At 47.6% G+C, this 24,589-nt stretch carries 19 protein-coding genes; 12 read left to right on the forward strand and 7 right to left on the reverse strand.

Annotation, left to right across the window (positions count from 1 at the left end):
* Positions 1 to 90: 90 nt before the first annotated feature.
* The 3 genes from dapB to QNJ26_14785 are packed head-to-tail and all read right to left on the reverse strand — an operon-like array spanning position 91 to position 5,295.
* Positions 91 to 924 carry a dihydrodipicolinate reductase gene (dapB, locus tag QNJ26_14775; protein ID MDJ0986803.1) on the reverse strand — a complete coding sequence of 278 codons (834 nt, stop codon included), beginning with the start codon at positions 922 to 924 and terminating at the stop codon, positions 91 to 93.
* Between the two features lie 26 nt (positions 925 to 950).
* Complete coding sequence (locus tag QNJ26_14780) at positions 951 to 2,672, reverse strand: sugar phosphate nucleotidyltransferase (protein MDJ0986804.1); 1,722 nt, start codon at positions 2,670 to 2,672, stop codon at positions 951 to 953.
* A 4-nt stretch (positions 2,673 to 2,676) separates the two neighbouring features.
* On the reverse strand, positions 2,677 to 5,295 hold the full coding sequence (locus QNJ26_14785) for a 1-acyl-sn-glycerol-3-phosphate acyltransferase (protein ID MDJ0986805.1): 2,619 nt from the start codon (positions 5,293 to 5,295) through the stop codon (positions 2,677 to 2,679).
* Between the two features lie 503 nt (positions 5,296 to 5,798).
* Between QNJ26_14785 and QNJ26_14790 the strand changes: the two genes are divergently transcribed.
* On the forward strand, positions 5,799 to 6,083 hold the full coding sequence (locus QNJ26_14790) for a hypothetical protein (GenBank protein MDJ0986806.1): 285 nt from the start codon (positions 5,799 to 5,801) through the stop codon (positions 6,081 to 6,083).
* A 56-nt stretch (positions 6,084 to 6,139) separates the two neighbouring features.
* On the opposite strand, the gene QNJ26_14795 is transcribed toward QNJ26_14790, so the two are convergent.
* Positions 6,140 to 6,784, reverse strand: coding sequence for a ribonuclease H (locus tag QNJ26_14795; protein ID MDJ0986807.1), 645 nt, complete (start codon positions 6,782 to 6,784; stop codon positions 6,140 to 6,142).
* Between the two features lie 172 nt (positions 6,785 to 6,956).
* Positions 6,957 to 8,126 carry a DUF1343 domain-containing protein gene (locus QNJ26_14800; protein MDJ0986808.1) on the reverse strand — a complete coding sequence of 390 codons (1,170 nt, stop codon included), beginning with the start codon at positions 8,124 to 8,126 and terminating at the stop codon, positions 6,957 to 6,959.
* Between the two features lie 334 nt (positions 8,127 to 8,460).
* Between QNJ26_14800 and QNJ26_14805 the strand changes: the two genes are divergently transcribed.
* From QNJ26_14805 to QNJ26_14840, 8 genes are all read left to right on the forward strand, one after another.
* Positions 8,461 to 9,174, forward strand: a complete 714-nt coding sequence (locus QNJ26_14805) for a cobalamin biosynthesis protein CbiA (GenBank protein ID MDJ0986809.1) — start codon at positions 8,461 to 8,463, stop codon at positions 9,172 to 9,174.
* A 94-nt stretch (positions 9,175 to 9,268) separates the two neighbouring features.
* Positions 9,269 to 9,499, forward strand: a complete 231-nt coding sequence (locus QNJ26_14810; protein ID MDJ0986810.1) for a 4Fe-4S binding protein — start codon at positions 9,269 to 9,271, stop codon at positions 9,497 to 9,499.
* 27 nt (positions 9,500 to 9,526) lie between these two features.
* A complete protein-coding gene (gene vorB, locus QNJ26_14815; GenBank protein MDJ0986811.1) occupies positions 9,527 to 10,597 on the forward strand; it encodes a 3-methyl-2-oxobutanoate dehydrogenase subunit VorB in 1,071 nt (356 codons plus the stop codon).
* Between the two features lie 111 nt (positions 10,598 to 10,708).
* Positions 10,709 to 11,461: a thiamine pyrophosphate-dependent enzyme gene (locus QNJ26_14820; protein ID MDJ0986812.1), complete on the forward strand. Its 753-nt coding sequence runs from the start codon at positions 10,709 to 10,711 to the stop codon at positions 11,459 to 11,461.
* A gap of 156 nt (positions 11,462 to 11,617) precedes the next feature.
* The gene (locus QNJ26_14825) at positions 11,618 to 12,157 is read left to right on the forward strand and encodes a 2-oxoacid:acceptor oxidoreductase family protein (protein MDJ0986813.1); all 540 of its coding nucleotides are present in this window, start codon (positions 11,618 to 11,620) and stop codon (positions 12,155 to 12,157) included.
* Positions 12,158 to 12,322: 165 nt separating this feature from the next.
* Complete coding sequence (gene hisC, locus QNJ26_14830) at positions 12,323 to 13,417, forward strand: histidinol-phosphate transaminase (GenBank protein MDJ0986814.1); 1,095 nt, start codon at positions 12,323 to 12,325, stop codon at positions 13,415 to 13,417.
* 120 nt (positions 13,418 to 13,537) lie between these two features.
* Complete coding sequence (gene cmk, locus QNJ26_14835; protein ID MDJ0986815.1) at positions 13,538 to 14,206, forward strand: (d)CMP kinase; 669 nt, start codon at positions 13,538 to 13,540, stop codon at positions 14,204 to 14,206.
* 163 nt (positions 14,207 to 14,369) lie between these two features.
* A complete protein-coding gene (locus QNJ26_14840; GenBank protein ID MDJ0986816.1) occupies positions 14,370 to 16,214 on the forward strand; it encodes a 30S ribosomal protein S1 in 1,845 nt (614 codons plus the stop codon).
* Positions 16,215 to 16,272: 58 nt separating this feature from the next.
* Here QNJ26_14840 and QNJ26_14845 read toward each other — a convergent pair whose 3' ends face one another.
* Complete coding sequence (locus tag QNJ26_14845) at positions 16,273 to 16,881, reverse strand: L-threonylcarbamoyladenylate synthase (protein ID MDJ0986817.1); 609 nt, start codon at positions 16,879 to 16,881, stop codon at positions 16,273 to 16,275.
* A gap of 320 nt (positions 16,882 to 17,201) precedes the next feature.
* Here QNJ26_14845 and guaB point away from each other — a divergent pair, with 320 nt between their 5' ends.
* From guaB to QNJ26_14860, 3 genes are all read left to right on the forward strand, one after another.
* Positions 17,202 to 18,665, forward strand: coding sequence for an IMP dehydrogenase (gene guaB, locus QNJ26_14850; protein ID MDJ0986818.1), 1,464 nt, complete (start codon positions 17,202 to 17,204; stop codon positions 18,663 to 18,665).
* Between the two features lie 426 nt (positions 18,666 to 19,091).
* Entirely contained in the window at positions 19,092 to 22,616 is a 3,525-nt protein-coding gene (locus QNJ26_14855) for a DNA polymerase III subunit alpha (GenBank protein MDJ0986819.1), read from the forward strand.
* A 184-nt stretch (positions 22,617 to 22,800) separates the two neighbouring features.
* Positions 22,801 to 24,174: a mannose-1-phosphate guanylyltransferase/mannose-6-phosphate isomerase gene (locus QNJ26_14860; protein MDJ0986820.1), complete on the forward strand. Its 1,374-nt coding sequence runs from the start codon at positions 22,801 to 22,803 to the stop codon at positions 24,172 to 24,174.
* Positions 24,175 to 24,177: 3 nt separating this feature from the next.
* On the opposite strand, the gene QNJ26_14865 is transcribed toward QNJ26_14860, so the two are convergent.
* Positions 24,178 to 24,589, reverse strand: a 412-nt coding sequence (locus tag QNJ26_14865) for a hypothetical protein (GenBank protein MDJ0986821.1), incomplete at its 5' end; no start/stop codon positions are given.

Here is a 24,589-nt window from a genome sequence, read left to right on the forward strand (position 1 = left end):
AAGAACACAAACGCAGACTGAATGCAGAAAGGCGCTTTAAGATCGTAATGGACGAGCTCAGTTTGCCGATTCGCTGTTTGAAAACATATGTTAGGATCGATTCTGCAGTACATCGATCATTGTGTAAACGATTCCGGAGGCGCCGACACTTACCCGGGCCGCCAGGTATTGGACGGCGTCCAGGGTGCCGCGGGCGTAAACATCACGGCCATTGACATTGTGTTTAAATTCAAAGCGGACGGTTTGATCGGCGGATGTCAGGCGGTAAGTATGCCAGCCATGACCGCTCAGATAATCTTGCGGAATTCCCCATTGGGATGCTTGAATTTCGGGATTTCGCTCTTTGGCAATCTGGTCCTCTGTAAAGTCCAATCCCATTTGATTGAAATAACGAACCATGGCCTTGGCAGTGCCGCTGGTGTCTGCTTTTCCTTTTTGGTGGCTTTCTTTTACTTCCAGCGTATAGCCGTCAAATAGACCTGGGAAATTTTGCGCGACATAATCCATCATGGCCTGAAACCCGATAATTTGTTTGGCCATATTTGGCGCAATCACAGCTGGGATTGCCGATGACCGCACGATTTTTTCCAGCTGCTCGCGATCGCCACCGGTAGTGCCCATGACAAACGGCAGCTGATACTGGCAATAGAATTCGGCATTGGTATTGACTGCTGATGGATGCGTGTAATCAACGCTGATGAAAGGGCCTTCGGCATCAACCATCGCCTCAATTTCGGCGGCGCGAATGTCTGGTTGCAGTAAACGAATCGAAATCGATTCAACTGTGTGCTCAGTTGCTTGGATTTCAGGGCCTGTCAGAGAAAATGGCACCAAAGCGAAGCGCTCATCCGCTAAAATATGCCGGGCCACATTGACGGCCATGTTGCCGGGGATACCGTTGACCATTACTTTAATGCGACTCATTTTATCCTCCTTTTGATGCTCTTATCTCATCTATCTTTGCTTTTTTCAATACTGGCTATCGCGTCATTGATTGAATCCATCAGATCGCACAATTTGGGCAAGGTCTTGTAGTGGTCCTTTTTAAGGTTGATTGTTAGCGACTGAACCGCTGCCGGGATGTAGGTTTCAAATTGAGGCTTTTGTTTGATGCGAGTCAAAAATCCAAATGCCCCCAACATTTGAAGGTTGCGCGTCAGGCAGCAAAACCGATAGCACTGGCGAAATTTGGCAGTCGTTACAGCCATCTTTCCGACCAGTTGGCCTTCACAGTGTGTGAGCAGCCGGGATTGAATATTCGGTGGCAGATCGACATAGGGATCGATCAGCAGCGATGCCAAATCATATTGCAGCGGCCCCAAGCGAGCGCCCTGAAAATCAATAAAATAGATGTTGGAATTTTTAATCATGATGTTTCGTGACTGGAAATCCCGATGCATCAGGCCTTGCACAGCGTGCTGCAACGCATTTTCAGCTATAAATTCAAATTCGTTTTCAAAATCAGCATAACGATATGCTAATCCCAGGTAGCTATTTAGAAATGCGTCCACGAAATAGCGACATTCAGCTTGCAGTATCAGCGATTTGTCATAGCGGGGTGTCTGGTAGCACCAGGTCGTGTCAAACTGGTCGACGCCACTTTGGGAAAATTTGACCAGCAGATCGATCACGGATTGATACAGGCGGGTAGTGCTCTGGAAATTATTGGACTGCTGTACGACCGTCTGAAGATCGATATTTCCCAGATCCTCGATAAACACGTAACCGGAAAAAGTATCCGCGTCGTAAATTTGCGGCACCGGCAGGCCCTTGTTGAAAAGGTGCCGGCCGATGTAATAAAACGCATCTGCTGCATCCAGACCATTGTTTTGCTTGATGCCGTGATCGGCCAGAATCACTGGTTTTTGATCCATCTCCAAACGAAACCATTGCCGGTCAGATCCGTCCCCTTTAAGCCGCCGCCGATGAGGCGTTTTAAACGCTGCATCCGGATAGACGCGCTGATACACCCGGGGTGCCATACGGTCATAAACGGCCGCCTTATAGCGTTCAGCAGTGCCGATATCTTTCCAATACATGTCTTGGGCGATATAGGTTTTGATTTTTTCTCCTGCAGCAATCATTTGGCTGTAGGCGTCAATACTGCTTGCCGGCATTGCATCGGATATATAGTCAAGCACATCCGGGTTTAGCACTTGAATGCCGGTAAACGTCAGGGCCTGTTTGTCCGGGTGATGGGATTTATCGGAGGTATGATGAAATCCGGTGATAAAACCGGCGGAATCGCTGGTCACGCTGTTAAATTCAGGATCGTCGGCTAATACCAGAGTTGCCGGATAGGAATGCTGACAGTGGAATTCGTAGACAATCTTAAAATCAATGCTGCAGACGATATCGGCATTCACCACCATAAAGGGCTGTTCGTTCCAAAAGTCCCTTACATTTTTGATGGCCCCGCCCGTTCCTAAGATTTGCGGTTCATAACGGGTTTGAATTGGAATGCTGTAGAATTGACGGGCGACAAACCCTTCGATGTGCTCATGCAGATGATGGGTATTGATCATTATCGCTGTGCAACCCGCTTCGATCAGGTTGGCAATGGTGATATCCAGCAGTGTTCTGCCCGCAACTGTAAAAAGCGGTTTGGGCGTGTGCTCCGTGTAAGGGCGCAGCCGAGTTCCCAGTCCTGCTGCCAGGATCAGTGCTTTCATATGCCTAATTTTGAAGTGCTTTTAAGGACTTTTGAATGATGTCGGTGTAGAATTCAATTTTTTCAGAATTGTCGGATCCCTTTATGCCTTTGCTGGTATAAAAATCGACGGCATTTTGGAAGCTGACCCTGGAGAGTGCTTCCGGAAGCGAAATTTCATGCCGTTTGTACATGCGGTTTCCATTGGTTAGAATTTTCTTGAGACGATCCTTGGCTTTAATTGATTTCTGGGAATTGTTCTGCAGAAAAGATAAAACAATCCAGTATGATTCTAAATATGTTTTTAAAAAAATAGAAAAAAGTCTGAGTTTGCGGAAGCCTGAAGAAGTCACATTATAGGTATCCGGTATGGTCTGATGGGGCATTAAGATGGCATCGTCGATAAAAGCTTTAATACTTTTACGCACCTTAAATTCAGGTGATTGGTCTAAATCGTAAGCAAATTCGAATTTAAAGAAATTTTGCAGCAAGCGGTAATCTGCGTGCAAATCGGCTGCTGAGAATTGAAACGCATCCTTTTCCAGTATGGTCAGGGCGGTAAAAGCCGCTGGAATAAAAAAGGCGATACAATTGTTTTTGTAATATTCCAAAGATGGCCTTTTGGCAGCGTTGATCAAATAATTTCGTTCGGAATAGGGTATATTCTTGTCTTTTGAAACCGGTTCGATAAATTTACTTTGAACAAATGCATCTATGGCATGCTCAACGGCGTGCACCTGGTCAAGGATGAGTGTGTCCGCCAGTTTGGCGTCCTGGGTGGCCAGATGCTTTATGTAGGTTTCGACAATCGACATGATCTGATCGTATGAAAACCGTTCCCTGGAGCAATTTAAAATGGCACCCGCGACCAACCCGTAAGCTGTGACGACCGCAGACCGATTGATAGCATTGATGATGCGGTAACCAAGATTGCGACAGAGGGCATTTTGTTCCTTTGGTTTCATTTCGATCAATGGTGTGCCCATCTTACCCAGCAGTTCATTCATGGACAGCGGATCACTAAATTGAATATAGATTTTACCGTATCGCTTTGCTAGAAATTTTCTGGCTTTGAGAACGCCTTTGAGCGTCTCCGGCTCCTTTTTCCCGCCTTCTAATTCCTGCAAATATGATTTTTCCTCCAGGACCCTGTCGTACCCGATATAAATCGGTACAATGATCATATCATCGCAGGCACCGTTTTTAAAAGCGTTGAGCAAGATTGACAGCAGGCCCAATTTCGGCATCAATAATTTGCCGGTCCGGCTGCGGCCGCCTTCAATGAATTGTTCGACGTTATGTCCTTCCTCGAGGAGCTTATGAATATATTCAGCAAAGACTTTTGAATACAATACGGCGCCACGAAAGCTGCGGCGAATGAAAAAAGCACCGCCGCTGCGAAACAACGTCCCCATAGGCCAAAAAGACAGATTTTTACCCGCGGCAACCAAGGGGACCGGCATATTATTATGATACAGCAGGTAGGACAAGATCAGATAATCGATATGGCTTTTGTGACAGGGAACCAGAACCAACGGCCCTTTCAGGGCCAGCCGTTTAACTTTACTTAGGGCATTGTTGTTTACAGATACGCCGTCAAACATGGTCCGAATAATCCATCCGACGATGGCTGAAAATAATTTGATGTAAGCCGGATTATAGCCGGCGGCAATTTCGTCGATGTAGGAATCCGCTTTTTTACGGACCTCATGAATCGGAATATTGCGGTTTTTCGAATAGGTATCCATGAACGCCTGAAACCGCTGACCAGTCAATATACTTTCTTTTAACTCGAGACTGGTTTTGAGCATTGGTCCGGTAATGCTTTGACGGTGACGATTAAGCTGTACCAGCAAATTACGCCGCAGCATCAACGATTGATATTCTATCGGCTGGCTTCGAATTGACTCCTGTTGCAGGTAATGCTTAAGAATCACCGGTTCAGATATCTCAACGAATACCTTGCCGGGATTTTTAAACAACGCTAACAGGCGTCGGATTCGACCCGGCTTATCTTCAGACCCGAAAAAAATATCGGTCAAGGTAGGTATCGATCGATGCGGGTTTTTACTGAAAAACATCAGCTGCGGAATGATGTATATGGGGCGCTCGGTTGTTTTCTGCAATTCGATCAAGTATTGAATCGGGTCGGTCTTGGCTTTGACAAAGCGTCGATAAAACCCTCTCTTGCCGACCAACGATAGCATGCCGGCTTTGTTTTTGAGCAGGGCCTGACCAATAAAACCGCTTTTATAGGGGCTTGGAAACTTACGCCGGTGAACAAAGAAATCCAGGTGGGCCATTGCGATCTTTAACAGGCGCGAAAGCGGCTGCCAAAAATAAACTTGATAATCAAAACCAATCTGCGGATACGGCAGTTTATTCTTCTGATAGCGGGTGTAATAAAAGAGGTATTCAAAATAGCTTTTGAATTTGGTGACATATACGACAACCGCATCGTCTTCCAGTTGCTGCAACACAGCGGTCTGATCTTTATCGGTTTTAATGCCTGAATAAAACAGTTTCAGAAGGAGTGAAGCCACCCTCCCAAGGGAATCGGGCAGATAGCAGCTGAAATGATTGTGCGTGCCATCGAGCACTCTGCTTTTCCAATTGCTCGATTTTCGACCGTGCTTTGCTGCCATCGATTTGCCCTTTTTCCGTTGGTACCGGCTGCGGCACTTGGTTCTTGGTTGAAGGTAACGTTGAGCTAATCGGGGTGAAGACCGATTTGTTTTACTTGGATATCGGAGGATTGAATGTTGGAGTTTTGTAAGTATTCACAATTTTTTGCTTTTACGCGGACAATAACAATTAAAATTAACAAAATAAAGGACGGTTTGCAATATTTTATTGATGGGTGTGCCTATCCGAATCATAAAATAAGCTTGTGAAAATAAACGAGTTATGTTACCTATAAAATACAAAATTCCTGTATTTTTCTCAAACATAATCACCCAATCGCTGCTGCTTTGCTTTTGAGAATGCGCGTTGTATACCTTCTCTGAAAGCATTTTTTTGCAAGTACGGCTAATTTTTATTTGACGCTCTAAGCGAATCATATTAATAATATAATTTTATTCGTTAATAGGCCATTTCATTTTTGGAACCGATTTTTAGTTTTATGTGAAAGGAGGGAAATTCGGATATGAAAACTTTAATTGGTGGCGCAATCGCAGCGGCACTGGGCCTAGTTGGTCTTGTAGTTTGGTGGGGACAATTTTTGATGGTTCTGGCGGGGATCATCCCTGCGATGCTATTGCTGGGTGGCGCTCTGGCTATCTACCTTGGTTTTGATGAACTTAAAGATTCGTGGAACCCGGATGAAACAGCCGAATCTCCCCCCGAAAGTGGCGATGGTGAAGAAGTTGAAAAATACAAAAAAGAGATCGATGATCTCAAAGAAGAGATCAAAACCCTAAAGAAGGATTAGGGACATTTGGGTTAAACTGTTATCAGAGCCCGGCGTCTGAAGATACCGGGCTCTGTTTATGTTGATTGATCGCTATTTTTGATTGCAGATGTTGCCAGAAAGTCTGCACGCTCATTTTCTGCATGGCCGGCGTGACCTTTAACCTTGATAATACTCACATCTTTGAACTTCTTTATTGTTTTTTTAATTGATTCTACCAATTCTCTGTTGGCTTTGACTTTCCAACCCAACGCCAAAACACCGTATGCGTAGCGGCTATCTGTAAAGATCCGTACAGGAAGCGCCGTGCGTTTCAACGCATTGAGACCCACCTGAATCGCCTTGAGTTCGGCAATATTATTGGTTGCTACGCCGATATATTCAGAAATTTCTTTTTCATGATGCCCAAAGCGCAAGAGAACACCAATCCCTGAAGGACCCGGGTTGCCGGCGGATGCACCGTCGGTGAAAATTTGGATTCCTTCCGGATCAACTTTTTCTGTTGTCTGTGGTTTTTTCAAAGACGGTTGTGTTTCTATCGGTTTGCTGTCCAGCGGTTTAACATTGTCCTTGCGGACCCAGTATTCATGGGTCTGATTTAGCTGATATTTGATCAGGACTTTGCCGTTTTCCTCAAGAGGGTCTCCGGATGGATCTACGGCAAGCCATACCTTGTTTTTTTTAAAACGCATGCGCTTCCATTCAGTCTTTTCTTCAACCACTTTCTTTCTCCACCTGATCGGTGCTTGCCTAATAAAGGTGCCGGCATTCCAGCACAAGGTTCAAGGTTCAACGTTCAAAGGTTTTGAGGTTAAATGCTGAGCCTCTGGCTGCACACCATCGGACGCGTGCAATGCCAACCCTGAACCCCGAACCTTTCAACCCAGAACCTCATCATCGATAGAGGTGAAACCGCCGGCTGATTTCAGCAAACTCATTGAGCCCGTCCTGCCAGGAATCGACCAGGCTATCAATTGATTCCATGTTTTCAAGTCGTTGGCGGATTTGACGGTCGCCGATGATCAAATCGATGGGCAGCTGCCGGGTCTCATATTCATACGGCGGCTGCTTCCATTCGAAGGCGTTTTTATGATGACAGATGATGGCTTGCAGCAAGCGCAAGCTGGTCACGTAAGGCTGATAGCGATCCGGACGGGTGACATGAATCTGAAAACCCTGACAAGGTTGGGACTGCCATTTGTTGGCTGTGGGTTCAAATACAACCGGCCTGAGAGCAATGCCCGGCATCGAATCGCCGCCAATGGCAGCAACGATTTTGATGGCATCTAAATACGGGGCACCAAAAAGCTCAAAGGGTTGCGTGGTTCCACGGCCCTCTGACACATTGGTCCCCTCCCAGAGCACCTGCCCCGGGTAAACCATGGCCGAGACAGGGCTGGGCAAATTAGGGGAGGGTGCCACCCAGGGTAGACCCGTCTGATCAAAATACATCGATCGCCGCCAGCCCTTCATTGGTATAATCTCAAGGTCACAGCCGATCCCAAAGTGTCCATTGAAAAGCTTTGCCAACTCCCCAATGGTCAGTGCATGTCGCATGGGCAGTGCATAACGGCCTACAAATGAACGGACAGCCGGATCGAGGCAATTGCCTTCAACCGTTTGACCATTGATTGGATTGGGACGATCGAGAACCACCACCTTCAACTGCCGTGCTTTGGCGGTCTCAAGGCAATAGGAAAGGGTGTATATAAAAGTATAAACTCGGGTGCCGACATCCTGCAGATCAACCAGGAGCACATCGATGGGTTGCAACATTTCTTTAGTGGGGATGCGTGTTTTTCCGTAAAGGCTATAAACCGGCAGGTTCAAAACTGGATCGACGCCATCCGCCGATTCGATCATGTTATCCTGTTTTTCAGCATAAAATCCATGTTGGGGCGAATACAGCGCTTTGAGTTTATTCGGAAAGTGCTGCTCGATGAGCATGCGGGCGTGATTAAATTTGCGATCAACTGAAGCCGGATTGCACAAAAGCCCCAGTCGGGCGCTCGCCACCCACTTAGGCGCTGATTCTATAAACGTTTCCAGTCCAGTTTGTACGATTGCCAAAAAGCGCTCCCTTTTTGTTGTCTGTTATTTGTTAATAGATATTAGAAATGAAATCGATTGTCTATTATATATTGGGCGTTGAGTTGTATCAATAAACTAATAACAAATAACCAATAACCAATAACCAATCAAGTGAAAAAGCTTGACATTACAGGGAATAATTCTTACAAAGTCAGGCTATTTTCGATTTCGTTGTTTGGGCCGATGTGTTGATCTGTAGCGATAGTTATCGTTCTTAAGCAAAAGCTGGCCCGAATTTTAATTTACGTTTAACGAATATCTTCGAATCGGGTCTTTTGCGCTGGATTCGGTGAGTGAGCGATTAACGGTGAAAATTGAACTTAACGGCGTCGTCATTATTGTCGGCAACTACGGCAGCGGTAAGACCGAAGTCGCGATAAATTTGGCGGTATATCATAAGCGCGCCGGGGTGGATGTTAGGATTGCAGATCTTGATGTGGTCAATCCCTATTTTCGAACGCGTGAGGCTATAGAGGCGCTCAGCAATATGGGCATCGATGTGGTTTTGCCACCGGAACAATATCTGCAGGCGGATTTGCCGATTCTCAGCCCCGAGGTCGCCGGAAGAATTCGCCAACCCGGTCAACTGATGCTGCTGGATGTTGGCGGTGATGATGTGGGGGCTACCATTCTGGCGTCACTTGAGAATGAATTCAGAGGGAAATCGCCCCGGGTTTTGCAAGTGATCAATCCATTAAGGCCGTTTACCGAAACCCACGAAGGCTGTTTGAAAATCCGGGATGCGATTGAGACAGCTTCCAAGCTGACCGTCAATGGCCTTATTGGCAATGCGAATCTGATCGATGACACTGCACCCGATGATATTTACGACGGCTACCATTTCGTTAATGATTTATCCAAGCGCAGCGGGCTGCCGCTGGAACTAATTACCGTCAACCGGGCGTTATGGGCGTCTATCGATATGCATCAATTTACATGTCCGGTTTTGCCGATTGACCGGCAACTGGTACCGCCCTGGCAAAAGCCGGTTGAATTCGGTCAGCCGGAAGCGCCCGGATGAAGGTTGCCAATTGTTAAAGGTAGCGCTATGATGCCTGCTGAAGTTTATGCGATGATGTCCTGAAGTTTTAAAATTCAGTGGAGGATTGGTTTTTATGGCCTATGAACATTCTGTCAATAATGATCGATGCAAGGGCTGCGGATTGTGCGTAACCGTATGCCCTAAAAATGTGCTTGAGATTTCCGACAAGGTAAACGCCAAAGGCTATTTTCCGGCATTTCAGGCGCGGCCTGAAGATTGCATTTTTTGCGCTCTGTGCTGCACCATGTGTCCGGACGTCGCCATTACCATCAGAGAAATAGAGGAGGCAGCTCTTAAAAAATAAGGGCAAAAATGCGGAGGAACAAATATTATGGGAAAAGTGTTAATGAAAGGCAATGAGGCCATTGGAGAGGCCGCTATCCGGGCCGGCTGTATGAATTACTTTGCCTATCCAATCACACCTCAATCTGAAGTTGCTGAATATCTTTCGCGCCGTTTGCCCGAGGAGGGCGGCACATTTTTGCAGGGTGAAAGCGAGGTGGCGGTATCCTACATGATTTTTGGAGCTGCTGCCTGCGGCGAGCGCGTTTTCACGACGTCTTCCAGCCCCGGTGTTAGCCTTATGAGTGAAGGCATCAGCTACATCACAGCTGCTCAGTGTCCGGCGGTCTTTGTCAATATCATGCGCGGTGGTCCGGGATTGGGCGGCATTTTGCCTTCCCAAGCCGATTACAACCAATCGGTTAAAGGCGGTGGGCATGGTGATTACAAACTGCTTGTCATGGCGCCGGCCAGCGTCCAGGAAGCAGTCGAAATGATGATGAGCGCATTTGCCCTGGCTGAAAAATATCGCAACCCGGTAATGATTCTGGGAGACGGCCTCATCGGCCAGATGATGGAACCGGTCGAATTTCCCGACGCGCTGAAAGCCAAACCGTCCAACAAAGATGATTGGGCCACCAACGGAATGGCTACTCGCAACAGCAATGAGCGCAACCTTGTAAAAACCCTCTATCTGGATCCAGAGGAGCTCAATGCGCACAATTTGATGCTACGCGCAAAATACGAGCAAATGGAGCAGGAAGAAATACGCTATGAAGCGTACAATGTCGATGAAGATTACCATCTGCTGGTTGTCAGTTACGGCACCATGAGTCGTGTTTGTCGTACCGCAATTGATAATTTGAAAGAACAGGGTATTGAAATCGGTATGATTCGACCCCAGACGCTTTTTCCATTTCCCAAAACTGCCATTTACGACGCAGCCGGTAAGAAAAGCTGCCGAGCGGTGCTGTGCGTTGAAATGTGCATGGGGCAAATGGTGGAAGATGTCGAGCGCAGTGTTTCCGGTCAGCGGCCGGTGCATTGGTACGGCAAATGTGGCGGTGAGGTTCCCACACCCGAGGAGGTAATGGAGGAGATTCGTAAATTGGCCGAGTAGTTAAATGGTCAATTGGTTGAAAAAATCAAAGTTTAACCATCGGTCCTTTTTCGATAAAACTAATTAACCAGTTCACCATACAGCCGATTGACTGAAAATAGGAGATAATCAATGGGAAAAACATTTCAGAAACCCGAGGCCCTGGCCGAGACGATTACCCACTATTGCCCGGGGTGCACCCATGGAGTTGCTCACCGGCTTGTGGCAGAAGTCATCGACGAGCTCGGTGTTCGCGGCAAGACCGTTGGTATCGCTCCGGTGGGCTGCGCTGTGTTGATGTATAATTATTTCACCTTTGATTTTCAGGAAGCGGCTCATGGGCGCGCACCAGCGATGGCAACCGGTATCAAGCGCGTGCGACCGGATCTGGTTGTTTTTACCTATCAGGGAGACGGTGATTTGGCGAGTATCGGAATGAGTGAGATTGTGCATGCCGCCAATCGCGGCGAAAAATTTACGGTGATCTTTATCAACAACGCAGTTTATGGGATGACCGGCGGTCAGATGGCCCCGACCACAATGCCTGATCAGCGGACAACGACCTCACCCTTTGGTCGCAAAGTTTTGGATACCGGCATGCCGGTAAAGATGGCCGAAATGCTGGCGGCGCTTCAAACGCCAGCCTTCATTACCCGCCAGACACTGTTGAATCCCAAATATATCAACAAAGCCAAAAAAGCGATTAAACAGGCGTTTACATATCAAATTGAAAACACCTGTTTTAGTTTTGTCGAATTGGTGAGCACCTGCCCGACCAACTGGGGCATGACCCCGCTGGATGCCATTAAATGGGCTGAAGAGATGATGCTTCCGTATTATGCGCTGGGTGTGTTTAAAACGCCTGAAGAAAGCGACGCGGCCTAAAGGCGAAATCGTTGGCATCATATGAAAGCCGGGGGAAAAATAGCGAACCGTAAGCAGCTCGCAAGACATGAGATGTGTGGCACAGCAAAAAAGAGTGCTAGCGCGTGCCGATAATTTTCAACTTGCTCACGGCTGCTTGCTAAAAGTGGAGGTACCATGCAAAATGAAGTTCAATTTGCCGGGTTCGGCGGCCAGGGCATTATGCTAATGGGCCAGATTCTGGCTGAAGCCGCCATGCAGCAGGGCTATGAAGTCGTTTGGATTCCGTCCTATGGTCCCGAAATGCGAGGCGGCACTGCCTATTGTACGGTAGTCACCAGTGATCGACCGATTGGATCACCGATCATTCGGTATCCCAAGCATCTGGTGGCGATGAATCGGCCTTCGCTTGAAAAGTTTGCTCCGGCTGTGAAAGCCGGTGGTACAATTTTCATTAACAGCTCCATGATATCCATTGAGGCCGGCAGGGATGATGTGAATGTTATCAAGGTTCCGATTATAGAAATCGCCAAAGAGCTGGGAAATGTCAAAACCGCCAATATCGTCGCCCTGGCGGCATTTGTCAGTCGCAGTCAGGTGGTCGATTTTGACCTGTTGCGGGATTCGGTAAAAGCCAAATTTGCCAGAAAAGAAAAACTGATACCGCTTAACATGAAGGCGCTTGACGCGGGCAAAGAAGCTGCCATGGTAACTTAATCATGCGCAAAAATTAAGAATTAATACGAAAGCGCGAAATGGCGAAAATACGAAAAATAAAAACATTTCGTGCTTTTTCATTTTCGTGATTTCGTGGTGATTCTTTAAATGATACTTTAAACTCCAAATTGTATAAGTTTCTTGACTCTTGGATTAATCACTAAAATGAAGCTTAACATTCCCGATTACATATATAAGATCAAACCTTACGTACCCGGTAAACCGATCGAGGCTGTACAGCGAGAATATGGCATTGAAAAATCGATTAAACTGGCCTCAAATGAAAACCCTCTGGGGCCTTCTCCTATGGCTGTTGAGGCGATCCAGCGGGCCCTGAAAGATTTGAATCGCTATCCAGATGCCGGTGGTCTGGATTTGACGCGGGCGATCGCTGAAAAGCATCATATCGATCCTGGACATATTGTACTGGGAAACGGATCTGATGATATTATCGCGTTGTTGGCGAGCGTGTTGTTACGACCCTCCGATGAGGTGATTTTACCGCAGCCGTCTTTCCTATTTTACGAAATTGCGCTTCGCAGCATGGGCGCACGGCCGGTGTGGGTACCGTTGCAGTCGTTTAACACCGATTTGGCGGGGATGCTGGAAAAAGTCAGTTCCAAAACCCGAATCATTTTTTTGAATGTTCCCCACAATCCCGCCGGTAGCATCATCACCCGATCCGATTTTGAAAATTTTATTGCTAAAATACCACCGCAGGTTGTTACCGTGCTGGATGAAGCCTATATTGAGTTTGTCAAAGATACCGACTGTGCCAACAGTTTTCACTATGTCAACAGCGACAAAGCCATTGTCGGCATGCGCACGTTTTCAAAGGCGTATGGGCTGGCAGGGCTTCGCGTGGGATATGGCGTCATGCCCCTGGATTTGGCCGAAATCCTCCATCGGGTCAGACAGCCGTTTAACGTCAATATGCTCGCTCAGGCGGCCGCAACAGCAGCCTTGCGAGATGACGATTTCCTACATAAGACCCTTGAACTGGTGCATACGGAACTCGACTTTATTTATAAGGCCCTTGACGATCTTAACGTGCCCTATATTCGGTCCCAAGCGAACTTTCTTATGATCAATGTCAGCGGCAGCGGCCAAACGGCGGATGAAGTCTTCAAAAAACTGCTGCCGCTGGGTGTTATCGTGCGACCGATGACATCCTACCAATACCCGCAGCACATACGGGTCAATGTTGGAAAGCACGAAGAAAATGTTCGATTTTTAGAGGCGCTCCAACAGGTGCTTTAAGGTTCAGAGGTTCAACGTTTATAGGTTCAGAGGTTGGATAACAGCATTAAGGATAGGCAGTAATTCACCCTCATAACTCTGTAACCCTGAACCCAGAACTCTGAACGCAGAACCGGTGTCATGAAGAAGCTTTTAATTACAATAGATGGCCCGGCTGGTGCCGGAAAAACAAGTGTTAGCCGCGCTTTGGCGGAACGGCTGGGATATCAGTATATTGATACCGGTGCGCTTTATCGGGGCGTTGCCTATGAAGTCAGAAATCAGGATATTGATCCTGAAAATGAATCTGAACTAGCGGCGCTCTGCAACCGGCTGCAGCTTGCTTTTAAAAAAAAGTCGAGTCAACTGCGGCTTTATTCCGATGATGTTGATATTTCCGATCAGATTCGGACACCCGAGATCAGTATGCTGGCATCAGCCGTATCAGCAAAATCAGTGGTCCGGGAGTACCTTCTGGACGTTCAAAGGGCGATCGGCCGTCAGAAAGCGGCGGTTTTTGAAGGCCGCGACATGGGAACCGTTGTCTTTCCGGCCGCGGATGTGAAATTTTTTCTGGATGCGTCTTCTCAGACACGCGCCCAGCGACGATATGACGAGCTTAAATCCGAAAGCAGCCAAACGCTAAAACAGGTTGAGAAAGACATGCAGCATCGGGATAACAATGATCGCTCACGCAGCTTAGCGCCGCTCAAGCCGGCTGATGATGCAATCTTAATTGATTCCACAGACTTAACCTTACGGGAAGTTGTGGACACAATGATGGCGCACATTGCCCGATTAACGGGATAGATCATTTGCAAGATGCAATCGTCGGCCAACATGGGTGAAACGGTTGTCAATTCATTAAAAATTTAAATTAAGGATTGCTTTTTTTCTTTATTCTGTTAGACATATGGGGTTGTACCGTCGTTAGAGCGGTACCATAAAATAGGTTTAGGGGGATTAATTTTTCATGACTGACGAAACGAACAAGGATGAAACCCAAAATGAAGAGCAAGCTGAGTTAACCGCTGACGGCGCAGATGAACAACCGGATACCGGTGATCAACCACAAGCGCAAGCGCAAAATGAAGACGAATCATTGAAGGGCGCATCCGAAGACAACTCAACAGAGCCGGTGGAAAGCATGGCAAGCGTGATGGACATGTACGAAGAAAGCTTCAAACGTTTTGCCGAAGGTGAAGTGGTCACCGGTCGCATTATCTCGATTGACAAAGATCATGTTCTGATCGATATCGGTTACAAATCTGAAGGTCAGGTAAGGATCGAAGAATTTTTAGATGAGAAAGGCGAAGTCACCGCAAAGATCGGCGATTCCATCGAAGTTATGGTTGAATGGTGGGACGATGAGGATGAGCGCGTCCTGCTGTCTAAAGATAAGGCCGCCAATATAAAAGTCTGGGAAGCAATCAAAACATCTTACGACGAAGAAGGCACCGTCAAAGGCACGATTACCAACCGTGTTAAAGGCGGATTTTCCGTCGACATTGGTGTTCCGGCCTTTTTGCCCGGTTCTCAGGCGGACCTGCGACCGATTCGAAATCTGGATGAGATGGTTGGCAAGGAATTTGATTTTAAAATTCTAAAATACAACCGTAAGCGCAGCAATATTGTTCTGTCGCGACGGGCCATATTGGAAAAAGAGCTGGAGAAAAAGCGCTCGGCAACACTGGCAACTATTGCCGAAGGCAAAGTCGTTGAGGGCACCGTTAAAAATATCACTGAATATGGCGTGTTTGTGGATCTGGGCGGCCTGGACGGCCTGCTTCACATAACCGATATTTCTTGGGGTCGGGTGAAACATCCCTCCGAGCTTTTTTCAATTGGTGACCCCATAACGGTTAAAATTCTCAATCTCGACCTGGATAATGAAAGGGTCTCATTGGGGATGAAACAACTCAATGAAGACCCATGGATGACCGCTGCCGAAAAATATGCAGTCAGCTCGCGCGTGACCGGAAAAGTGGTAAGCCTCACAGATTACGGTGCATTTGTCGAACTTGAAGAAGGCATCGAAGGCCTGATTCATGTTTCCGAGATGTCATGGACCCGTAAAATCAGGCATCCGTCCAAAGTTGTTTCCGTCGGAGAATTGGTGGAAGCTGTTGTGTTGGATATTAAACCCGATAGCCGTCGGATTTCCTTGGGCATGAAACAGGTTGTACCCAATCCTTGGGATGTAATCAGTGAAAAATACCCGATCGGCACAACCATTGAAGGTAAAATTAAGAACATTACCGATTTCGGCTTGTTCATCGGTATCGATGAAGGTATTGATGGATTGGTTCATATCTCGGATATTTCCTGGACCAAAAGAATCAAGCATCCCTCGGAACTGTTTCAAAAAGGGGATGTTGTCCAGGCCATCGTGCTGGATATCGAAAAAGACAACGAGCGGTTTTCTCTGGGCATAAAACAGTTGCAGGCTGATCCCTGGGCGAGCGTTGCCGAAAGGTATGAGGTCGGTAAAGAGATCACCGGAACTATCACCAACCTGACGGATTTCGGTATATTTGTTGAGCTTGAAGAAGGCATCGAAGGGCTGGTTCATGTATCGGAAATCAGCAAGGAAAAGATAAAAACGCCTATGGAAAAGTTTAAAATTGGTGATGTCATCACTGCGCGGGTGATGAATATCAACAGCGATGAGAGGCGCATCGGTCTGTCGATTAAACGGATGGAAATCGAAGACGAGCAAAACCTGCTCAGCGAATATGTTAACAATATGGGACCGGCCACTTCCAGCTTTGGCGAGATTTTGCGCGAAAATTTGCAGGAAAAGCTGAACGAAGACTAAGAAGCTATTTCTAAAATACATCTAAAAAACCTCTGCCCACGAATGGGCAGAGGTTTTTTTATTCAAAAATACTGGTATCACCCGCCCCCCTGCGAATCACCTCCGGATCGTCATCGATCAAAGAAATGACGCTGGATGGCAACCCCGGTGCGATATCACCATCGATGACCAAATCAATTCGATTTTTAAAAACATCATGAATCAGCGAGGCGTCATTTACAATGCTGCCGTCTGGCATCGTGGCGCTGGTGGTAATAATCGGATTGCCCAGCCCTTTAACCAGCTCGAGACATATTTTATGATCCGGCACCCGAATGCCGGCTGTTTTGCGTTTGGTCAGCATAATCTTGGGGACCAGCTTGGAGCCCTCAAGTATGAACGTATACGGGCCCGGTAGCAAGCGTCTCATGGTCTTGTAGGCATAGTTGGATACTTTGGCATAATGGCTGATGTTTTTAAGATCCGAGCAAATAAAACTAAACGGCTTATTTTTATCTCTTTGTTTCAGCTGATAGATTCTTTCGATGGCCTTTTTGTTGAGGATGTCACAGCCAATGCCGTAAATGGTGTCGGTTGGATATACGACAATACCGCCTTTTGTTAATATGTCGACCGCCTTTTCTACGAGTCGACTTTGGGGATTGAGGGGATTGATTTTAATTAGCATGTATTTTCGGCTTGGTCTGTCTTTAGTTGTATTCGTTTTTGTAAAGCTATCTTAAGAATCAGGTGGTCACGTAATCAGGTTGTTCCCGCCAAAGGTGGGATTGAGGCGGTTGGGTCGGTAGTAAATGCGTATGTCACTTATCTTTTTAAGCGGCCAACGGGCTAACCGATAACGGGCTCAACCTATTTATTTTGAATGCATACAGGAGATTGCTTTTATTATGCCATAGGGTGGATTGTCAAGGCAGCAAATAAAAGGATTGCTAAAGCCGATGGGTTTTGCTATTCGGATGCCTTAATTAAATATAACGGAGGAAACGCATGCCCAAAATACCGCCAGAAGAGGCCTATTCCTTTGATGACGTTTTGCTTATTCCAAATTATTCCGACGTGTTACCCAAGGATGTCAATGTCAGCACACGCCTGACGCGAAACATTAATCTCAATATGCCCATTGTCAGTGCGGCCATGGACACTGTAACCGAAGCGGATACAGCCATTAGCATCGCCCGTGAAGGCGGCATGGGTTTCATTCACCGCAATATGAGCCTCCAGAGTCAGGCCATGGAGGTTGATAAAGTCAAAAAATCTGAAAGTGGGATGATTGTCGATCCCGTCACCATCAATCCCGAACAAAAAGTCGGGGAAGTGCTCAATTTGATGGAAACCTATCGTATCTCTGGGGTTCCGGTGACCAAGGGCGACCAGTTGATGGGGATTGTAACCAACCGGGATCTGCGGTTTGAGACCGATCTTGAAAAGCAAGTGTCTGATGTGATGACCAAAGATGACCTGGTCACCGTTTCAGAAGGCATTGGCCTGGAGGAATCCAAAAAGCTGCTGCACCAGCATCGTATCGAAAAGCTGCTGGTTGTTGACGCCAATGGGCGCTTGACCGGCCTGATCACCACTAAGGATATCGAAAAATTAAAAAAATATCCCAATGCCTGCAAGGACAGAATGGGTCGACTGCGTGTCGGCGCTGCGGTGGGGGTGGGGCCGGACATGCAAGAGCGCACAGCTGCTCTTCTGGATGCCGGCGCTGATGTGATCCTCATAGACACGTCGCACGGACATACTGAAAATGTGCTGGGCGCCGTTAAAACAATCAAAAGCAACCATCCAGACATCGAACTGATTGCCGGAAATGTGGGTACGGGCAAAGGCGCAGAGGATTTGATCAAAGCAGGGGTAGATGGTGTCAAGATCGGTATCGGCCCGGGTTCGATCTGCACAACACGAATCGTGGCCGGTATCGGTGTGCCCCAATTCACCGCCATTCAGAATTGTCGGGCCATAGGCGCCAAAAGCGGCGTGCCCTTGATTGCTGATGGCGGTATCCGTTTTTCCGGTGATATTACCAAGGCAATTGGCGCTGGTGCGCATGCGATAATGATCGGTGGCCTTTTTGCCGGTACGGAGGAAACCCCAGGGGAGCAAATCTTTTTTCAGGGGCGCAGCTATAAAGTCTACCGCGGCATGGGCTCCATTGAAGCCATGAAAAAAGGGAGCAAGGATCGCTATTACCAATCTGAAAAAGAGGAAGATGATAAGCTGGTCCCGGAAGGTATTGTCGGCCGCGTACCGTATCGGGGGTCACTGTCGGCCACCATTTTTCAACTGGTGGGTGGATTAAAGGCGGGCATGGGCTATGTTGGCTGCCGTACGCTTGATGAGCTGCGCGAAAAAGCCCGGTTTGTCAAAGTCAGCGCAGCGGGAATGCGTGAAAGTCATGTTCACGATGTGATCATAACCAAGGAGGCGCCCAACTACTCGCTAGATTAGAACCTTGATGCCGGACCTGCAATGGCATCCTAAATTTGATTCGGTCATGTCATTTTTTCCTGGCGATATGAATTTTAAGGTGCCGGTGCCCCGATATTTGGGATGCAACTGACTTTCTATACGAGCTCGAAAACAGGAGTGCCGGTTATCCCAAATATCGGGGCATTGTAATATTTTGGGGTACATCTTCTGCATATCGCCTTCAAAAAATAACATGACCTTTCAGTAACTTATGCGCATTACCATCTGATAGCAATTCATTTCGATTCAGACAGAGAAAGAGCTGAATTTGAACTAAATAGAGCGTCGCAAAAAAATTTCAACTGTGATATATATAAGAACGTCTTGCCCATTCGCCCTCACAATATTTTGATCTATGTTGAGCTTGAGTTTTCAATCCACAATCAATCTTGAAACGAGACCTTCATGACTGAGACCATACCCGATTTTGTTCATCTGCATGTCCATACCCAGTACAGCCTGTTGGACGGTGCCATTCGTATTGATGACCTTTTGCGGCGTGCGGCCGAATTTGAGATGCAAGCGGTCAGTGTCACCGATCATGGCACCATGTTCGGTGCCGTTGAATTTTTTCAAAAGGCCAGCGCGGCAGGCATAAAGCCGATTATCGGCTGTGAGATCTATGTGGCTCCCAGAACGCGTTTTGATAAAACACCGCTGGACAACAAAGATTTGTCACATCTAATTTTATTGGCCAAGGATGAAGAGGGCTATCGCAACCTGTGTAAATTGGCGACCACAGCGCAACTTGATGGATTCTATTACAGACCGCGTATTGATAAGCAGATCCTCAAAGAATGCAGTCGGGGCTTGATCGGACTGACGGCTTGCTTGCATGGTGAGATCCCACGTCGAATCAAGCAGGGAAACATTGATCAGGCTGAAAAAGCGGCTCGTGAATATCTTCGCATTTTTGGGGAGAACAATTTTTATCTGGAAGTGCAAAACAACGGCATCATCGAGCAGGACCTGGTCAATAAAACACTGCTGGATATTGGCCAGCGTCTGTCGATTCCCCTGGTGGCCAGCAATGATTGCCATTACCTTGATAAAACAGACGTCAGAGCCCATGATGTTTTGCTATGTATTCAAACCGGCAAAACGGTTGAAGATAACGAACGTTTCAAGTTTCGCACTGATCAGCTTTATTTCAAATCAAAGGCTGAAATGCATGCGGCCTTCAAAGATTATCCGGGGGCGCTGAGCAATACCGTCGATATTGCTGCACGCTGTAACATCGGCTTTGATTTTAAAACCTACCATTTCCCACGGTTTGCGGATGCATCGGGCAAAGACAGTGACACGCTGTTTACCCAACAGGTTCAGCAGGGCTTTGAACTGCGCATGCAACGCCTCAAAGAAAAGAACCCTCAGATTGATGAGAAGATCTATATCGAGCGGCTGGCATATGAAATGTCGGTCATCCAGGATATGGGATTTTCGGGATATTTTTTAATCGTGGCTGATTTTATTCGTCATGCCAAAGAAAACAACATACCGGTAGGTCCTGGTCGGGGCTCGGCCGCCGGCAGTTTGGTTGCCTATAGCCTGGGAATTACCGACCTGGACCCCATCGCCCACGGTCTGATATTTGAGCGCTTTTTAAACCCGGCGCGCAAAAGCATGCCCGATATTGATGTCGATTTCTGCATCGATGGCAGAGAAGATGTGTATCGATATGTTGTCGGCAAATATGGCGGCGGGGATTATGTTGCCCAGATCATTACCTTCGGTAAACTGAAAACCCGCGCCGTTATTCGGGATGTTGGGCGGGCACTGAACATCCCTCTGGCTGAGGTGGATGCCATCGCTAAAATGGTGCCCGATATCCTAAATATTAGTCTAGACGAGGCCCTTGAACGCGAGCCGCGTTTGCTTGAATTGGCGCGCCAGAAGCCTGAAATCGATGAGCTCATCAATATCTGTCGCGTGCTTGAGGGGCTCCCGCGACATGCATCGACCCATGCGGCCGGCGTTGTGATTGCCGATCAGCCGCTAGTCAATTACATGCCGCTTTATCGCGGGAAAAAGGGTGAAGTGGTGACCCAGTACGACATGAAGATTGTTGAAAAAATCGGACTGGTAAAGTTTGATTTTTTGGGTCTGCGAAACCTGACGGTGATCGCCAACACCGTTGCGCTGATCGCCAGTCAGGGTCGTACGCCGCCGGATTTAGAGCAAATTGAATTAACCGATGCCGATACCTATCGCCTGCTTTCAGCCGGTGATACCACTGGCGTATTTCAGCTTGAGAGCTCGGGCATGAAGGATTTGCTGGTTCGCTTGAGACCCGAAACATTTGACGATGTCATCGCACTGGTGGCGCTTTACCGACCGGGCCCGATGGAAAGCGGTATGATAGATGACTATGTTGCCCGCAAACACGGCCGCAAGAAAGTGGAATATTTGTTGTCGCAGTTGGAACCGATCTTACAAGAAACTTACGGTGTGATCGTCTATCAGGAGCAGGTCATGAAAATTGCAAATGATCTTGCCAATTATTCCATGGCCGAAGCCGATGATTTGCGCAAGGCAATGGGAAAGAAAATCCCGGAAATCATGGCCGAGCACCGCGAACGCTTTGTAAATGGCGCTAGCGATAACAAGATTGCCGCCGAGCAAGCGGCGCCGATATTTAGTTTGATGGAAAAATTTGGCGGGTATGGATTTAACAAATCGCACAGTGCCGCCTATGCGCTGATTGCCTATCAAACGGCCTATCTTAAAACGCATTATCCGGTGGAATTCATGGCCTCCCTGCTGACCAGTGAGATGCATTCCACTGATGGTGTGGTCAAATATATTGTCGAGTGCCGCAATCACGATATTACCGTATTGCCGCCGGATATCAATTACAGTCAGAAGGCTTTTACCGTCGATAACGATAAAATTCGCTTCGGTCTGGTGGCGGTCAAGAATGTGGGTGAAGCCGCCATCGAGGCAATCATCGAATCCCGTGAAGAAGGGGCCTTCGCGTCGCTTTTTGATTTTTGTGAGCGGGTGGACTTAAAAAAAGTAAACAAACGTGTCATCGAGTCCTTGATCAAATGCGGCGCTTTTGATTCCACCGGTGCCAACCGCTCGCAAATGATGGCGGCTTTGGAGGATGCTCTGGATTATGGTCAGCGGGTGCAAAAGGAGCGGCTGGATCCACAGATCGGGCTGTTTGACGGTGCCGTCAATCCGCAGGTCATCAATGCACCGGGTCTGCCCGATATTGAAGAGTGGTCGGAAAATCAGCGTCTGGCATTTGAAAAGGAATCCCTCGGGTTTTACGTCAGCGGACATCCGTTAAAGCACTATTCAGATTTGCTCGATAAATTTACCAATGCCAATGCGATTTCGATCAAGGAATTAAAAAACGGCAACGCGGTTCGAATTGGCGGACTGATTCGCAGCATCAAGATTATCAAAACCAAAAGAGGTGATTTGATGGCCTTTGTCACCATTGAAGACCTGCATGGGGCAGTAGAGGCCACGATTTTTTCACGCGTGTACACCCGCATCAGTGATCTGCTGGTTGAGGACAATGCCATCTTTATTCAGGGACAGATTCAAAAGGATGAGCAAGCCGTAAAAATACTGGCTGAAAAAGTAGTGGCCATGGAAAAAGCAGAAGAAACATGGACCGCCAGCGTCCATTTTAACCTGGAAATTGCGCGCACCGATCGCGAAGCACTTATCAAACTGCATGACATTTTTACCAAGCACGCGGGCAACTGTAAGGCCTACCTGCATTTACGCAACACCGACAACTCCGACGCCATTATCGCGCTGCCCAACTCGATGAAGATAAGGGCCGGAAGCGCATTGGAGCGGGAAGTCAATGAATTGCTGGGGTACAATGCTGTCGAAACCCTGTGTATGGCAGCCAAAACCGAACCCAGACCCAATAACTACCGCGCGGGCTGGTTCAATAAGCGCCAGTGATGTCTCCTTAAATAATACTCACGCAAAGCGGCAGAGCTCGCAAAGAAAAAGGATCTAAACAATTAAGAACTCTTGGCGTCTTTGCGCCTTTGCGAGAGACTTAAGGTATTATTACATTGTAGATGCTTTTTTGTTTGATTATCCAACGGTGATCACACCTTATAATTCAAAGATAGAGGAAACAATGACAGACAATGACCTTCCTGTGTATCCAGTTTTGCTGGCCGGCGGCACCGGCACGCGGCTATGGCCCATCTCCCGGGAACTATACCCCAAACAGCTGGTGAAGTTTGTCGGTGAAGATTCATTGCTGCAAAACACCATCAGGCGCCTGCCACCGCTGCTCGACACCGAACATGTCAGAGTCGTCTGTGGGCAGCGACATTTTTATCACACGGCTCAGCAAATCGAGAAGCTGGGGCTCAAATCCGGAAACAAACTGATCGGCGAGCCCAGCGGCCGCAATACGGCCCCGGCGATCTTGCTGGCGTTGCTGCATATTTTGGCAACTGAAGAAGATGCGGTTTTATGTATCTTTCCAGCCGATCATGTCATTCAAAATCAAGATGCATTCCATGACCGGCTAAAAGCTGCCATTGCACTGGCTGGTGATGGGTTTATCGTTACGTTTGGCATTCAGCCCCATTATCCTGAAACCGGATATGGCTATGTCGAGGGAGGGGAAAAGGCATCCCACGGCGCCTATGTGCTCAAACGATTTGTTGAGAAACCCGATCTCGCCACTGCCAAAAAATACATCAAGACCGGCAAATTTTTCTGGAACAGCGGCATGTTCGCTTTCAGAGCTTCAATTATTCTGGCTGAGTTTAAAACCCATCAACCCGAACTGCTTGAGCAGATGCAAGCGATTTTTGCGGTTGATAAAACCATCCCCCAAAAAGCGTATGATCAGCTGGCAGATATCTCCATTGATTATGCCATAATGGAAAAGACGGCCAAAGGTGTTGTGCTGCCTTCTGATTTTGGCTGGAGTGATATTGGTTCCTGGAAATCTCTGTATGATTTTCTGGAAAAAGATGCCGATAACAATGTCATCGACGGGGATGTCATGGTGCAAAATACCCGCAACAGTTTGATTCTCAGCCACAACCGCCTGATCGCTGCCAATCACTTGCAAGATATGGCTGTGGTGGAGACGTCCGATTCGGTTTTTGTTTCCGATCTTGAAAACAGCCGGGAGGTGAAATCCTTTGTCGCTCGCTTAAAAGACCAGGAGCGAGATGAATATCAGCGCCATCGCAGCGTCAATCACCCGTGGGGCGTATTTAAACTGCTGGAGCAGCAGGAACGATACATGGTGGCTGAATTGACGGTTGATCGCGGGGCCTCACTTGAATTGCCGGTCGATCCCGGCGCGATTTGTCACCTGCTCGTTTTAAGCGGCCGTGCTATTATCAACACCGCCTCTGGCAAGAAAGAGCTGAGTTCTGGAGAAGCTTTCAGCACCAATGAAACCCAAAAGATCACCATTGAAAATATCACCAAAGCTGAACTTCAATTGCTTCACATCAAGCTGGCAACTGCGGCAGGCGACTAACGCTCAGGTCGCCACCGCTCCAATAAGTGCAAAAAGCGCGATTAAGACAAAAAAAAACCATTGGAACAATTTGAAAACGCCATTGGGAATATCCGATTTGACGGCCAGCATGATTTGCCAGATGGCAAAGGCGACATAATTGAGCACGATGAAAATAACGACTGCTGCCGATCCATCACCCGTCCAGATGCCCGAACCGATAATGAGCAATGCTGCTGTCGACAGGATCAAATAGGCAGATACATAATGGAAGACGCAATGCATTACTTTTTGGGAGATTGGATCAAATGTCGCCGCCAGCATCGGTTTAAGAAATTGCTTGCTGCCCACCGCGAAATGTCCGATAACGGTGGCCAGCGCAAACACCCCGGCAATCAAAATATAACCGTTCATGTCAATCCCCCCTTCCTCTTCT

It is taken from the genome of Desulfobacterales bacterium (assembly GCA_030066985.1).
Taxonomy (GTDB): domain Bacteria; phylum Desulfobacterota; class Desulfobacteria; order Desulfobacterales; family JAHEIW01; genus JAHEIW01.